The sequence below is a fragment of the Paenibacillus sp. J31P190 genome (assembly GCF_059692075.1).
In genome coordinates, this window is the sequence record NZ_JCAUAS010000040.1 from 1 (window position 1) to 14,490 (window position 14,490).

A 14,490-nucleotide genomic window follows, 5' to 3' on the forward strand; every position below is an offset into this window, starting at 1 on the left:
TCATTGTAATGTTGTCTCTTCACACTCATGGCGCCGGCACCTCTTCGATTTATTAGATTTATTATCTGCCTGAATCTAAGAGGTGTCCACTTTTTATTCTAAGTCCATTTCCGTGCTTACTCATCTCGGACACGCGGGACTTTCGTCGGAAGTGGCCTCGAAGCATCGCAAATCTAAGCTGTAAAGCTATTTTTCAGCGTTACAGCCACGGTCTAATAAGCACAGTACCTGAAATCAATCCTTTTTCCGCCGGTAAACCCGCTCCGGCCGTCCGACCACACCATAAGACAAGTCGGCGTATAAATCGCCTGAGCTGACTAAGTGCTCGAGATAACGGCGGCCGGTGGAGCGGCTGACACCAATTTCTTTGGCGATTTGATCAGCGGTCAAGCCGCCAGATGCGCTCGAAATCGCTTGCACGATTTTTACTAACGTGAGCTTATCAATTCCTTTGGGCAGGAAAGAGGTGTCTAAGTTGGTTTCCTTCTTGGAAGTTCCAGACATAAGGCGATCCACATCGCTCTGATTGATCATGCCGCTTTCATTCATCCGACTCAATTCACGGTGGAAATTCAGATAGCGCACTAGCGTTTCTTGAAGCCGATTAAAGACGAGCGGCTTAATGATATAATCAAACGCACCGCTGCGTATAGCGTCCCGAATGGCGTCTATTTCTTTGGCAGCTGTGATCATAATGACGTCTGTTTCCCGGTAATGCTGCCGAATAAAGGAAAGCATCTCTAAGCCGCTGGCGCCCGGTAAGTAGACATCGAGTAGGACGAGATGCGGAGTCAGAATTTCCAATTGTTCCTTGGCTTGACCCACATCTGTGGCTATACCGACGACGTGGAATCCTTCTACTTTTTCTATGAATCGTCTGTTAATCTCAGCAATTTTCACATCATCTTCTACGATTAATACTTCAACGGTTTGATTCTGGTGTTCCATGGGGCAGACTCCTTTCTTTGAGATCAGGGATCTTGGGAATCGCTACGGTGAAAATTGTGCCGCCTGCGGGGTTTTTATGAAAGGTAATGTACCCACTCAACTTGCCGACGGCATGCTGGACCAAAGCGAGTCCAATGCCGCGGTGCTCCCCTTCTTTGGTCGAAAAGCCTTTTTCAAATACTGCCATACTCGTTTCCTCAGGAATTCCTACGCCTCGATCCTCACATTCGATAATAAGATCCTCACCAAGGTCGGTTAGAAATAATTTCACATACGGCTCCGTCTGATCGCCACCAGCAAGTACCGCTTCCATGGCATTGTCAACGAGGTTACCAATGATGGTGACAAGCATATTTCGATCAATCTGAGCAGGGATGTCGCTGAATGTGCTTTCGTGATCAATTTCGAACGTTATCTTTAGTTCCTGCGCATGATTAAATTTGCCAATGAGCAGTCCGCCAATCATGGGATCTGGGATTTCTCGCATAATGAACTGTACCCAATTCTGATGTACATCGGCCTCCCGGGAGATAAGTTCAACAGCTTCTTGATACGATTCGAGTTGGATTAGCCCAGAAATGACGTACAGCTTGTTCGAAAATTCATGCGTTTGTGCGCGTAGCGCTTCTGCAAAGCGTTTGACCTGAGACAGTTCTTCGGCCAAACGATACAACTCGGATTTGCTGCGAAAGCTTGAAACTGCACCAGTGACGCCTAATTTTCGTTCAATAATCGGTACCCGATTCACTATCACCTCATGGTCGCCAATGAGCATTTCATGGTCAAATTCGGCTTTCCCCGAACGAACGACTTCATACAATCTCGTATTCGGTATAACGTCTTCAATTTGTCTTCCAGTAATCTTTGCCGTGACAGGCAGCTGCAGCAGCTGAAGCGCATAGCGGTTTGCCATCGTTATTAGACCCTCACGATTAACTGCAATAATTCCTTCGCGAATGGACTCTAGAATCGCCTTCTTTTCCGTATATAATGCGCCAATTTCCTTCGGCTCCAAGCCATGAATGGAACGCCGCACATTATGGGCGATGAGGACAGAGCCAACAAGTCCAACGATGAGAACGATCAAAGAAATCATCTCAATTCGTGTTTGATACGCAGTCGTAATCAGTGCAATGTCCTCTGTCAGGAAGCCAACGGATACGATACCGATCACTTGGCCATTGTCGCCAAATATAGGAGCTTTGCCGCGGAGTGAGGGACCCAAAGATCCAATAGCCTTGGAAATAATGGATTTCCCCTCAAGCACGGGGCCATTATCTCCCCCAACCATTTCTTTGCCTATTCGCTCAGGCAGGGGATGCGAATAACGGATACCTTCGCGGTTTCCAACAACGATGTATTCCGCATCTATTTTCTCGCGTACCGTCTCCGCAATAGGTTGAATGACAGTTGAGGGGTCATTTATTTGAAAGGCATGCCTTATTTCAGGCATACTAGCCACTGTTTCAGCTACCTTCAAGGCGCGTGTACCAATCTGATCCTCAAGAGCGGAGGTCATCAGGTAATAGAAAATGCCGCCTAGACTTAAGATGATGAAGACAAGCAGTGAACAAATAATCAAGATAAGCTTGGTTTGCAGCCTCATTCCGAGTTAAAGCCCCCCGTTTTTGCTAGTATTGTATCATACAGCGCTCTCATTATGAGGGAAAACGCGTTGGAGCCGTCGTGAACAATATGAACAAAATGCCCAAAACGACGTTATTATAATTAATCTTGTTAAACTTTTCAATTTTCTATTCAGGTGATATTCTGAAAGCGCTTCAAAGAAAGCGGATACATGTATAACACCAAAAAGTTGGAGGGGTTTCATTTGATAAAAAATGTATTGGCAGCATCTTGGAAAGTAACATCGATCAGTTTATTAGCAATCTCCTTGGCAGCATGCGGTAACGGGGCAGCTAAACCAACAGACGCAGCAGGTGACAAGGCCAAAGAAACGACAGCTCCAGCACAAGCGGCATCCAAATATCCAGAAAAAGCGCTTAGCATTATCGCTCCATCCGGTGCAGGCGGCGGTTGGGATATGACGGCTCGCACGATTGCCAAAGTATTGACGGAAACGAAAGCGATGGATAAGCCGATTTCAGTTGAAAATAAACCGGGTGGTGGCGGTGCCGTCTTCATGGCGGAATATGCGACGAAAGATGTGAAGGACAATTACAAATTGTTCGTAAGCTCACCGCCGATTCTCATTAACCATCTGAAAAAAGAAGGTAACACGCCTTACGGTTATGCCGATACAACACCGCTTGCTCAATTGACGAAGGATTATGGCGCGGTTGCGGTTGCGGCAAACTCGAAATATAAAGATTTGAAATCACTATTGGATGATATGAAAGCGGATCCTACGAAACTGACGGTTGCTGGCGGTTCTGCACCTGGTTCTATGGATCATCTGGTTTCCATTCTTCCTGCATTTAAATACGGTATCGACCCGAAAAAGGTGAAATACGTATCCTATGATGGCGGCGGGGAAGCAGTAACAGCTTTGCTCGGCGGTAATGCGGATGTGCTCGGAACTGATGCATCCTCCTTGGATCAGTATGTGAAAGCTGGAAAGATCAGAATCCTGGCGGTGGCATCACCACAACGACTTGGTGGCAGCATGAAAGATGTTCCAACGATGAAAGAACAAGGTGTTGACGCTGAATTCTTAATCTGGCGCGGCTTCTTCGGACCTAAGAATATGGATGCGGGTGCGAAAAAGTTCTGGGAAGATACAATAAAGAAAATGGTTGAATCCGATACATGGAAAAAAGAAATGACTGCGAACAATTGGGAAACAGACTATAAAAAAGCGGATGATTTCAAAACTTTCTTAGCTCAGCAAGAAACGCAATTGAAAGATATGTTGACAGCTTTGGGTATGCAGAAATAAGAGAGCCTTGGGATGCTGGGGAGAAGCGAGTTTGCCTTCTTCCCATGCACGAAGGGCAGGAGGTTGAGTAGGCAGATGAATACCATGTTTGACCGTTATGCAGGTATCGTTTTTTTCGCTATTGGCACCACATTTGTACTCGGCAGCAGAAGCATTTCAACAAGTGCTTACGGCAGTAACGTAGGCGCGAATATATTCCCAATGATGCTGGGAGCTTTCTTAGCACTAATGAGCATTCGTCTCATTTATGATACGTTCCGCAAGCAGCAAACGAAAAAACATAAAGAAAATTTGGATTACAAAAGATTTGGTATCATTTTCGTTTCAGCAGTCCTATATGCGTTATTTCTCGAAGATGTCGGATTCGTCATCTCCACGTTTCTCTTTTTAATGATTGGGTTCCAAACGATGCAAAGAGGTAGAATTTGGGTTTCGCTTTTGATCTCAGCTGCATTCTCCTTTGGGGTGTATACGCTGTATGTGAATGGTCTGGATGGTTCACTTCCTGGATTTCCAACTTGGTTAGGCTTCTAAGATATCGCTTACGCAGTGGGTTTGCTAAAAAGCAAGCTCTAAGGAGGTTATTGAAATGGGCACGATTGATTATGTGCTTCATGGCTTGGGTACTGCAATGCAGTGGCACAATGTCGTGTTTGTTTTTCTAGGCGTATTAATTGGTACAGTGGTAGGTGTCCTACCCGGGATTGGACCCATGAGCGGTGTAGCTCTGTTAATCCCGATAACAGCGACAATGACCGCAGGATTAGGTCCTGAGGAAGCCGCGACGAGCTCTATTATTTTGCTTGCTGGTGTCTATTATGGAGCGATGTACGGAGGATCGACGACTTCCATCCTGCTGAATACACCGGGAGAATCTTCTTCCGTAGTAACGACTTTAGATGGTTATCAAATGGCTAAACAAGGCAGAGCCGGGGCAGCGCTTGCGATTTCGGCGATCGGTTCCTTTGCGGCCGGCATTATTTCCTTAATAGGACTTATTTTCCTTGCTAGGCCCTTGTCGGCTGTTGCCATCAAGTTTGGTCCTGCCGAATATTTCTCTCTCATGGTTCTCGGCTTACTCGCAATCAGCGGTTTAGCTGGCAAATCCATGGTCAAAGCTTTAATGATGACAGCTTTCGGACTTCTGCTCGCAACGATCGGGATTGATAACGTATCCGGCGTTGAACGGTTTACATTTAATATTCCGGAGCTCTATCAGGGCTTGGAATTCCTTACCGTGGCTGTGGGTACTTTCGCTGTCGGTGAGGTGTTCAAGACCATTCTGCAGCGAGAAGGAAACGATGGCGAATTGGCTAAAATCAATCGAATCCTACCGACTAAGCAGGATTTGAAAGATAGCGCGGCGCCTATCGCTCGAGGCTCAATTCTTGGATTTTTCATCGGGCTTCTGCCTGGTGCCGGTGCCATTCTTGCCTCCTTTTTCGCTTATATTGTAGAAAAGAAAATCAGTAAAAATCCCGAAAAATTCGGGAAAGGTGCCATTGAGGGTGTAGCTTCTCCGGAAGCTGCGAATAATGCGGCGTCAGGCGGCGCCATGATTCCACTTTTGACACTCGGCATTCCTTCATCCGGTACCACCGCTATTCTGATGGGCGCTTTCATTATGTACAATGTTCAGCCGGGTCCTTTGTTATTCCAAGATCACCCGCAGCTCGCATGGGGCGTTATTGCCAGTATGTTCGTGGGCAATCTGATGCTGCTTATACTGAATATGCCGCTCGTCAAAGTGTTTGCCAAAGTCATTGAAACACCAACGAAATATTTGATTCCATTAATTATCGTGTTTTCCGTTTTCGGTGTCTACGCGGTTCAATATTCAACGTTTGATTTGCTCTTGATTATGGGCTGCGGTCTTGTCGGGTACTTCTTATCGAAAAACGATTACCCGTTAGCGCCGCTGGTACTTGGTCTTATTCTTGGACCGATGCTGGAAAATAACATGCGCAGAGCGTTGACCATTTCGAATGGAGATTTCATGATTTTCCTTCAAAAACCTGTTTCACTCGCTTTCTTGATCATTGGCTTCTTATGGTTGACGATTCCTTTAATCCTGAAGATGAGAGGCAAAAATGTTCTCGTAAACGAAGAAGCATAAGCTGGACGAAAACCCCTATGAAGCTGGGTGGAGCTCTGATACCAATCAGCCTCTATCGGTAGAATAGGGGTTTCATTTCATGGAGTGAAATTCAAATGGACATACTTTTTCTTATCGTGCTCAATGTTATTGTACCTGTATTTTTATTAATTGGAGCAGGCGCTTTTATGCATCGTGTATTTCATTTCGATATGCATACATTGTCTAAGCTCAATGCGTATTTCTTACTTCCAGCGGTTTCTTTTACGAATATTTATCAAAGTAAGCTGGAATGGAGCACGCTGCTGCAAATCGTTAGTTTTTTGCTTCTGCAAAGTATCGCTCTTATCGCAGTGAGCAAAGGAACAGCAAAGCTGGCTAAATTTGATAAAGGCTTGTCTTCCAGCTTCTCAAATAGTGTAGTACTTAGCAATTCGGGTAATTTCGGCTTGCCGGTGTCACAGCTTGTGTTTCAGGGGAACTCGGTCGGTTTAGCTGTTCAAGTTATTGTCACCATTTACCAAAACCTTCTAACGAATACCTTTGGCTTGGTTAATGCGGTTTCTGCACAAAACCAAGGGCAGAAGATGCTGCGGGAGCTTTTGAAAAATCCCATGATACATGCCTTTGTACTGGGGTTGCTGATGCATATTCTGGCGATTCCAATTCCGGCTTTCATATGGCATCCGCTCCAGAATGTATCAAACGCCTTCCTTGCGATAGCACTAGTTACGCTAGGTGCACAGAGTGCTTACTTGCAGTTTAAGCATGTTAGCAGCGTACTTATTTTCAGCCTTCTCGGAAGACTTATTGTCTCACCGATTCTCGCACTAATCTTGATTTTACTGCTCCATTTGGAAGGTACAACCGCACAAGCATTGTTTATCGCCAGCTCGTTTCCCACGTCAAGGAACAGCGCGGTATTTGCATTAGAATACGGGAATCACCCGGAATACGCTGCCCAAGTGGTTCTGCTCTCTACTTTATTCAGCAGCTTGACTGTTACCATAGTCGTGTATGTATCGAAACTATTATTTTAGGCATGATGCCCTAGAAACGAGGAGTTCATTTTGAAAGACACTATTGGCGGCAAAAGCATTATTCTGCGTGTGGAGCTGCAAACGGAAGCCGTTCATTTTGGACAATTAATTACTGTCATTACGGAAAATGGCGGGGATGTTATTGCCATAGACGTTATCCAAACAGGCCCAAATTGGACGGTTCGTGATATTACTGTAACAGCATCCGAACGCAACTGGAAGCTGTCACCAGCGCAATCAAGTTGCTTCAAGGTGTAAAGCTTGTTCATGTATCAGATCGCACCTTCCTGCTTCACCTAGGCGGCAAGATCGAGATGAAGCCTAAAGTGCCGATTCAGAATCGGGACGATCTTTCTCGCGTGTATACACCCGATGTTGCGCGCGTTTGTATGGCGATTCATGAGAAGCAGGAGAACGCGTACAAGCTTACGATTAAGCGAAATACAGTTGCTGTAGTTTCGGATGGCAGTGCGGTGCTTGGTTTGGGTAATATCGGACCCTACGCGGCAATGCCGGTCATGGAAGGTAAGGCGATGCTGTTCAAGCAGCTCGCGGATGTCGATGCCTTTCCAATCTGTTTAGACACGCAAAACACGGAAGAAATCATCACTACGATTAAGAATCTAGCCCCTGCTTTTGGCGGGATCAATTTAGAGGATATCTCTTCGCCGCGTTGTTTTGAAATTGAGGAAAGGCTGCGTGAGGAGCTTGATATTCCTGTATTCCATGACGATCAGCACGGGACAGCAGTCGTTCTGTATGCGGGGCTCATTAATGCACTGAAAGTCGTTGGGAAATCGATTAACGAAGCAAAGGTTGTAATCTGTGGCATTGGGGCGGCTGGTATAGCTTGCTCAAACATACTACTTGCAGCAGGTGTTAAGGAATTGATCGGAGTTGATCGAGAAGGGGTTTTGGTGAGCAGTACTTCGTATAGTAATCCCATGTGGAACGGGTATGCAGAGCGAACCAACCCGAATCAATTAACAGGCTCCTTGCACGAAGTTATCGAAGGGGCGGATGTATTTATCGGATTATCCTCCGGTGGTGTATTGAAGCGGGTCGATGTTGAACGGATGGCGCCGCATCCCATTGTATTCGTGATGGCGAATCCTACACCGGAGATTCATCCCGACGAAATTGAAGACATTGCAGGCGTAATCGCGACTGGAAGGTCTGATTTCCCGAATCAGATTAATAATGTCCTATGCTTCCCAGGCATATTTCGAGCCGCTTTAGATTGCCAGGCTACTACAATTAATGAGGAAATGAAGCTAGCTGCTTCCGCGGCTATCGCTTCTGTTGTAGCCCCGCAAGAATTGAACAAACTGTACATTATTCCGAGTGTTTTCAATCAAGAGGTCGTTAGACGCATTCGGACAGGGGTCATTGAAGCAGCAATAAGAACCGGAGTGGCTCGGAGAATGCCACGCGAATTCAGGTCAGGGGGAGCTATATGAGTGGACTGGACACAAGAGCGATTGTAGAAATCAATCAGTTGGCTAATCAATTTCAATCGAGCATTGTTATCAAAGTGGGCAAACGTTTCATCGATGTCAAAAGCATTCTTGGTCTAAGCATTACGCTTTTCAGCAACGAGGTGTATCATTTAGAAATTCATGGTCCCGACGAAGTTGAGGCTAAGCATGCCATGGAGGAGCTATTTATCAAACATGGACTTCCGCTAAGCGGAGTTTGATCGTGAATGAAGGGTTGTTACGAAAGGGTCACACGAAGTGACAACAGCAAGTGTAACGCCGATTGCTATACCAAGTGGCAACACCAAGTAATAACACCAGGAGCAACACAAGAAGCAATACCAGAAGCAAAGCGAAGAGCAATACCAGGAGCAACGCCAAGCGCAACACCGGGAGTAATGCCAAGAGCAACACGAAGAGCAACACTGGGAGCAACGCCAAGCGCAACACTGGGAGCAACGCCAAGCGCAACACCAAGAGCAATGCCAGAAGCAACGCCAAGTACAACGCAAAAAGCAACACGAAGAGCAACACAAAAAAGTAGCACCAATAGCAACACTAAGAGAAACACCAAGGAGCAATGCCAAGAGCAATACCAGAAGCAACGCCAAGCGCAACACCAGGAGCAAACCAAACGTTGAACCAAAAAACCTTCAGCACCACTTTTAAAGTGGAGTTGAAGGTTTTTTTATCGCAATATTACTGTTCACAGAAGTGGGAGAGGGTCGCAAGTTGTACATCGTACAACAATTTCGTTGATTTCTTCTTGATATACGGATGATGTTGTATGTTGTGCAACAATTTAGCCTTCATTCCTGCTATTGAGCTAGTTTGGGCAGAAATTGGTGTATTTTTTGCAACAATGTCTAGGCATATAGTGGATTCACTTACCTAATGTTGTAAGAAATACAACTTCACAAGTTTCAAAAGGAACCACGATGCGTTATTTATCAAAAAAACCACCTTTTTGAGCATAAAGGGAATATGGATGCGTTATTTTGCCATTTAGGACTGAAATACGGCATTCAAAGCGGAAATAAGTGATTGACGTTCCGTTTCGATAGCCTAATAGCGGCTTTCTATCGCAATAACGCATCGACGTTCCCTTTCATGAAGCTTCTGATTTGTTGAGAGGAAACCAAATCAGATTCGTCCCTGCGCATGAAGTATATTCATTACGATGGACCTGAGGCATTTGCTTTGGTTATCTAATTTATTTCACCTTAAAATGCACAACCGCGCTGTACAGCATTTTACCAGCATTCGGGTCGAACACGATGTGATGCTGAATCGCGAACACGTCCAGCAATAAAGCTTTGTTGTTATCGATTTGTTCGTTGATTTGACGTTCCAACGTCTTCATATCATAAGCTTGAAAAAACTCGATTTTATTATCTATGCGGTCCAAAAGAAAGTCCATAATCTTACTCCTCCCTAAGCTAAGTTGTAAAGTTTAGACAACTTCTCTTATTATAACGTCAATATCTGATATAGGAAGTACATATGAATAGGCGTATACTGTAAGGGGATACATGATCGCATGTTCTGATGGATCGGGAATACCTCATTTGCTAGACAAACTTGTAGTAGGAAGTGATGTCGTTTTGAAGTCTACACGATTATTGGTTGATTTCTTCAAAGAGAAATGGCCGTTGTACGTTGTAGCTGCATTGTCCATTTCTTTAGGCAACATTGTTCATTCGTATTACCCCAAACTGCTAGGCATTTTTACTGATCAGCTGCAGCAAGGACTTTTGAGCAAAACTCTTATAATTGACTACAGTCTAAAGCTGCTGATGATCGGCGTCACATTCGGTGTTTTAACAGCCATTGGTCAGTATATGATCATGCGAAACGGAAGACGCTTCGAGTTTGTTTCAAGAAACCGCTTGTTTAACCATTTCACACAGCTGGGCGCAACATTTTACTCAAAGAACGGCGTTGGTAAGCTGCTGAGCTATGTGATGAATGACGTAACTGTCATTCGAGAATCGATATCCATGGGGATTAACCACATTGTAAACTCGGCGATTTTGATCACAGCTGCCATTCTCATGATGTTATTCAGTTCGATCCCGATCTATTTAATTCTCGTCTGTATATTGCCCTTATTGCTTATTCCTGTTCTAACCGTTCGATTTCAACCAATTATTAAAAAGCATTCCTTACAGGTACAAGAAGCGTTAGGCAAAATGACAGAGTCCGCCGAGGAGCAATTCGGAGGCATACGGGTAGCCAAGAAATTCGCGGTGGAACCAATTATGGTTCGTAGATTCAGCGAAACGGTAGATCGGATTCGCGACAACCAATTGAGATTGGTTCGGCTATCTTCCTTATTTGAAGCACTTATTCCGTTTCTGGGCGCAATATCGCTGATCATCGCGATTGCTTTCGGGGGCTATTTGACCATTCAAGCTCGGATTTCGATTGGTAATTTCGTTGAATTAACGCTATACATACGGATGATGGTTAACCCTTTACAGCAAATTGGCCGCGTCATTAATGCCATGCAGCGCTCTCGAGCTTCGCTTGAACGAATGAATGAGCTGCTCGATTTGAAATCCGAAATTGTACAAAACGAGCTTGCGCAAATATCCGACCTCGATCACGAGGGAATTCGGATTGAACATTTGTCCTTCGCCTATCCTGATGATGAGGACGAAGTGCTTCATGACATAACTCTGACAATTGAACCTGGTAAATCCATTGGCATTATCGGGAAAACAGGCAGCGGCAAATCGACCTTGGTGAAGCTGATGCTTAGGATATACGACCCGCCGGAGGGGACGGTATGGATTGGGGATACGGATATTCGCGATGTGACATTAGAAAGCCTGCGAAATCAAATCGCTTACGTTCCACAAGAGGGGTTCTTGTTTAGCACGACCATCCGGGATAACATCGCCTTTTATAAAAGAGAATCACCCTTAGAACAGGTTGAACGTGCTGCCAAGAAAGCACAAATCCTCTCCAGCATTACATCATTTCCTGAAAAGTTTGAGACGAAGCTGGGCGAGCGCGGTGTCACCTTATCGGGTGGACAGCGTCAACGAACAAGCTTAGCCAGAGGGATCATTAAGGATTCTCCTTTGATGATTCTAGATGATAGTGTAAGCGCTGTTGACTCGGTGACGGAGAAGCACATCATCGATACGATCCGAAAGGAGCGATTGAACAAAACGACCATTTGGATCGCTCATCGAATCTCCGCGTTAAAGCATACGGATGAAATTATCGTTCTTCATGAAGGCAGGATTGTTCAGCGCGGCACGCACGAAGAGCTAATTGCGCAGGAAGGCTTGTACGCCGAGCTTCATGCGATACAAGAGGGAGGTAGCGACGATGCCCAAACGGAGTAACAAAAGCAATGAGGAGCGGCAGAAGACGCGATCTTCCTTTCGTTCTTTATCCGCTTATGCCAAACCGCATAGGTTCACCTTTGCAGCTGTTTTATTTTGCGCGTTACTAGGGATAGCTGCAGATTTGTTTCAGCCGTATCTAGTTAAGATCGCGATTGATGATAATTTGATGATTGGGAAAAGTGACTATCGCTCACTGCTGCTCATCTGTTTGTTTTATGCAGGTCTATCCATCAGCAGTTTATTCTTCAGTTATCTGCAGAATAATTTATTGCAGTTTGCCGGCCAAAGCATCGTCGCCAAAATACGCAAGGATTTGTTCGAGCACATCTTTAAGCAGTCGATGTCTTACTATGACCGTACGCCAAGCGGCAGCCTAATTACGCATGTTTCCAGCGATACGGAAACGCTGAATCAGTTTTTTACGCAGGTTCTTCTTAGTCTGGTACGCGATGGCATGACACTCGTATTCATTATCGTACTGATGTACCATCTGGACCCGCAGCTAACGCTTTACAGCATGATTGTGATTCCCATCATTGTGCTCATAGCTATAAGCTTTCGCAGATATATGCGCAAAACCTATCAGCTTTCGAGGACGCAGCTGTCTCAAATGGTTGCTTTTGCCGCTGAGAATTTATCCGGGATGCATCTCATTCAAGCTTTTCATCAAGAAAAGGAACAGATGAATCGCTTCACTGATCGGAATCTAGGATATTTCCGTGCAAATTTGAGAGAAATTCGTACCAATGTTTTGTTCAATCGTTCCTTTGATATTTTAGGGAATTTATCGGTAGCTTTTATCACCTGGATTGGCGGTATTGCTGTGTTCGATAAAACGATTGAATTCGGAGTTTTGTATGCTTTCATTACGTATATCCGGCAGTTTTTTCAACCGATTAATAACATTACACAGCAGTGGAATACCCTTCAATCTACAACGGTGTCTGTCAATCGAATTTGGAATATCTTCGCCATTCAACCGGAAGTAAAGGATAAGGAAGGCGCGTTGTCACCCTCGTTGTCCGAGGTGAAGGGGGACATACATTTCAACCATGTGCATTTTGGTTATTTGAAGGATACAGCTGTTATTGAGGATCTAGAGCTTCATATTGAGCCCGGTGAAATGATCGGTATTGTGGGGACGACGGGCGCTGGAAAAAGCTCGCTGATAAGTTTGCTTTGCCGCTTTTATGATGTGCAGGAAGGAAGTATCCGCATTGATGGCACGGATCTGCGGGATATCCCGCAGGCGGATTTACACCGAATGGTTGGACTTGTACAGCAGGAACCGTACTTATATGCAGGCAGTATTCTGGACAATGTTCGGATGTTCGATGAAACGATAACGCGTGAAGAAGTTATTGAGGCATGTCGAATGGTTGGGGCAGATAATCTCATTTCACGAATGAAAGATGGTTATGAGACACGCATATCCGAGAGAGGAAGCGGGCTTTCCGCAGGAGAGAGACAACTGATCTCATTCGCGCGAATTATCGTATTCAAGCCGAAAGTACTGATTCTTGACGAAGCTACAGCGAATTTGGACTCCCAAACGGAGCAGTTGATTCAATCCGCGCTTCAGGTTGTAGCCGAGGGAAGAACGACTCTTGTAATCGCACATCGCATCTCGACCATTATGCATGCTAACCGCATCATTGTGATGAGTCAGGGGAAAATTGTTGAAGAAGGGAGCCATGCTCAATTACTTGCGCTTCGTGGCTATTACGAGCAATTATATCTCCATTCACAGGGGAATATGGATGCAGCTCAACCCATCTCATAACATGAATGCGCCGCAACTGAGGGTGTGAAAATAAGCTTTGTCGGACTTCTTGTTAGGAAGTCGTGACGAAGCTTATTTTGCCCCATAAGAAAGAATAAGTTTTGGGTCACGATGGCCCCTTTCTTATCGGCGAAAAAAGCTACATCTAAACGCGCTCGCTCACCTTTGAATGGTCTCGATAGAGGTTTTCTCAACTGATAAGATTTTATATGTTTTGGGTGACAGAGAGGCAACCCTATATACAGGTGAGATATGGCCTGATATCCGCGCTGCGTGCAACTTGCAACGATGTTTTACAGCGTTACAGATGTCTCAGCCATGGCTGTCTCGCGACGTAACGATGATTTTCAGCGTTGCAGATGAAAACAGTGCTGTCTCCCGCGCTGCGTGGGCTTGTAATGATGTTTTACATCGTTTTACATCGTTGCAGATGTCCAAGTAGCTGGAGGGGCTTAATCGAAGGACCTGGCTAATGGCCAGGTTTTTTTTATTATTGTTTTGTTTTGGGGTAAGTGAAGCTTCTCCCCTGGTTACCCCCGTAATAAGAAGGGGCGTTTTGTGCTGATATATGGGAGAACTGCCGAATTAGGATGGTAAGTTGTACAACGTACAACAATTATCCTTGATTTGTTCTGTGAAAGTTGAAGATATTGTATGTTTTACAACAATTCAGCCTATTTATCGCCATTTGGGCTGCTATTGGTAGGAATTGTTGTATTTTCTGCAACATTCGTGAGGAAAACGTGGATTTGCTTACAAATTGTTGTACAACGTACAACAATTCTCGATTGAGTAAGTGTGCATGGTTACACATATGCCTTGGGCGCAATAATATGTTGCGCGCGTCTACCATTAGGCTTTTTTTATCATCTAGATTCCTAGATT

11 protein-coding genes and 1 pseudogene are annotated in these 14,490 nt (G+C 45.0%); 8 read left to right on the plus strand and 4 right to left on the minus strand.

Annotation, left to right across the window (positions count from 1 at the left end):
* Nucleotides 1-234: 234 nt before the first annotated feature.
* On the minus strand, nucleotides 235-948 hold the full coding sequence (locus AC58U0_RS34990) for a response regulator (protein ID WP_497383319.1): 714 nt from the start codon (nucleotides 946-948) through the stop codon (nucleotides 235-237).
* Nucleotides 923-2,554: an ATP-binding protein gene (locus AC58U0_RS34995; protein WP_497383320.1), complete on the minus strand. Its 1,632-nt coding sequence runs from the start codon at nucleotides 2,552-2,554 to the stop codon at nucleotides 923-925. The genes AC58U0_RS34990 and AC58U0_RS34995 overlap by 26 nt, the downstream gene beginning before the upstream one ends.
* 192 nt (nucleotides 2,555-2,746) lie before the next feature.
* Here AC58U0_RS34995 and AC58U0_RS35000 point away from each other — a divergent pair, with 192 nt between their 5' ends.
* The 6 genes and pseudogenes from AC58U0_RS35000 to AC58U0_RS35025 all read left to right on the plus strand — a co-directional run bounded on the left by AC58U0_RS35000 (nucleotide 2,747) and on the right by AC58U0_RS35025 (nucleotide 8,681).
* Nucleotides 2,747-3,847, plus strand: a complete 1,101-nt coding sequence (locus AC58U0_RS35000) for a Bug family tripartite tricarboxylate transporter substrate binding protein (protein ID WP_497383321.1) — start codon at nucleotides 2,747-2,749, stop codon at nucleotides 3,845-3,847.
* 75 nt (nucleotides 3,848-3,922) lie between these two features.
* The gene (locus AC58U0_RS35005) at nucleotides 3,923-4,381 is read left to right on the plus strand and encodes a tripartite tricarboxylate transporter TctB family protein (RefSeq protein ID WP_497383322.1); all 459 of its coding nucleotides are present in this window, start codon (nucleotides 3,923-3,925) and stop codon (nucleotides 4,379-4,381) included.
* A gap of 55 nt (nucleotides 4,382-4,436) precedes the next feature.
* Complete coding sequence (locus AC58U0_RS35010; RefSeq protein ID WP_497383323.1) at nucleotides 4,437-5,963, plus strand: tripartite tricarboxylate transporter permease; 1,527 nt, start codon at nucleotides 4,437-4,439, stop codon at nucleotides 5,961-5,963.
* A gap of 95 nt (nucleotides 5,964-6,058) precedes the next feature.
* Nucleotides 6,059-6,982 (plus strand): AEC family transporter, encoded by a 924-nt coding sequence (locus tag AC58U0_RS35015; protein WP_497383324.1) that lies wholly within the window; start codon nucleotides 6,059-6,061, stop codon nucleotides 6,980-6,982.
* Between the two features lie 30 nt (nucleotides 6,983-7,012).
* A pseudogene (locus tag AC58U0_RS35020) lies at nucleotides 7,013-8,442 on the plus strand (NAD-dependent malic enzyme).
* Nucleotides 8,439-8,681 carry an HPr family phosphocarrier protein gene (locus AC58U0_RS35025; protein WP_497383325.1) on the plus strand — a complete coding sequence of 81 codons (243 nt, stop codon included), beginning with the start codon at nucleotides 8,439-8,441 and terminating at the stop codon, nucleotides 8,679-8,681. Before AC58U0_RS35020 ends, AC58U0_RS35025 begins: the two are co-directional and overlap by 4 nt.
* A 65-nt stretch (nucleotides 8,682-8,746) precedes the next feature.
* Here AC58U0_RS35025 and AC58U0_RS35030 read toward each other — a convergent pair whose 3' ends face one another.
* Nucleotides 8,747-9,019, minus strand: coding sequence for a hypothetical protein (locus AC58U0_RS35030; RefSeq protein ID WP_497383326.1), 273 nt, complete (start codon nucleotides 9,017-9,019; stop codon nucleotides 8,747-8,749).
* A 654-nt stretch (nucleotides 9,020-9,673) separates the two neighbouring features.
* On the minus strand, nucleotides 9,674-9,880 hold the full coding sequence (locus tag AC58U0_RS35035) for a YrzA family protein (protein ID WP_057306477.1): 207 nt from the start codon (nucleotides 9,878-9,880) through the stop codon (nucleotides 9,674-9,676).
* 184 nt (nucleotides 9,881-10,064) lie between these two features.
* On the opposite strand from AC58U0_RS35035, the gene AC58U0_RS35040 reads away from it, so the two are divergent.
* Together AC58U0_RS35040 and AC58U0_RS35045 are read left to right on the plus strand one after the other, a co-directional pair.
* Complete coding sequence (locus tag AC58U0_RS35040) at nucleotides 10,065-11,819, plus strand: ABC transporter ATP-binding protein (protein WP_497383327.1); 1,755 nt, start codon at nucleotides 10,065-10,067, stop codon at nucleotides 11,817-11,819.
* Nucleotides 11,803-13,605 carry an ABC transporter ATP-binding protein gene (locus AC58U0_RS35045; RefSeq protein WP_497383328.1) on the plus strand — a complete coding sequence of 601 codons (1,803 nt, stop codon included), beginning with the start codon at nucleotides 11,803-11,805 and terminating at the stop codon, nucleotides 13,603-13,605. The genes AC58U0_RS35040 and AC58U0_RS35045 overlap by 17 nt, the downstream gene beginning before the upstream one ends.
* The last annotated feature ends 885 nt before the right edge of the window (nucleotides 13,606-14,490 follow it).

Coding starts and splice junctions, on each gene's coding strand:
- AC58U0_RS35005 (WP_497383322.1), top strand. CDS start 3,923: ATGAATACCATGTTTGACCGTTATGCAGGTATCGTTTTTTTCGCTATT.
- AC58U0_RS35025 (WP_497383325.1), top strand. CDS start 8,439: ATGAGTGGACTGGACACAAGAGCGATTGTAGAAATCAATCAGTTGGCT.
- AC58U0_RS34995 (WP_497383320.1), bottom strand. CDS start 2,554: ATGAGGCTGCAAACCAAGCTTATCTTGATTATTTGTTCACTGCTTGTC.
- AC58U0_RS35035 (WP_057306477.1), bottom strand. CDS start 9,880: ATGGACTTTCTTTTGGACCGCATAGATAATAAAATCGAGTTTTTTCAA.
- AC58U0_RS35045 (WP_497383328.1), top strand. CDS start 11,803: ATGCCCAAACGGAGTAACAAAAGCAATGAGGAGCGGCAGAAGACGCGA.
- AC58U0_RS35015 (WP_497383324.1), top strand. CDS start 6,059: ATGGACATACTTTTTCTTATCGTGCTCAATGTTATTGTACCTGTATTT.
- AC58U0_RS35000 (WP_497383321.1), top strand. CDS start 2,747: ATGTATAACACCAAAAAGTTGGAGGGGTTTCATTTGATAAAAAATGTA.
- AC58U0_RS34990 (WP_497383319.1), bottom strand. CDS start 948: ATGGAACACCAGAATCAAACCGTTGAAGTATTAATCGTAGAAGATGAT.
- AC58U0_RS35010 (WP_497383323.1), top strand. CDS start 4,437: ATGGGCACGATTGATTATGTGCTTCATGGCTTGGGTACTGCAATGCAG.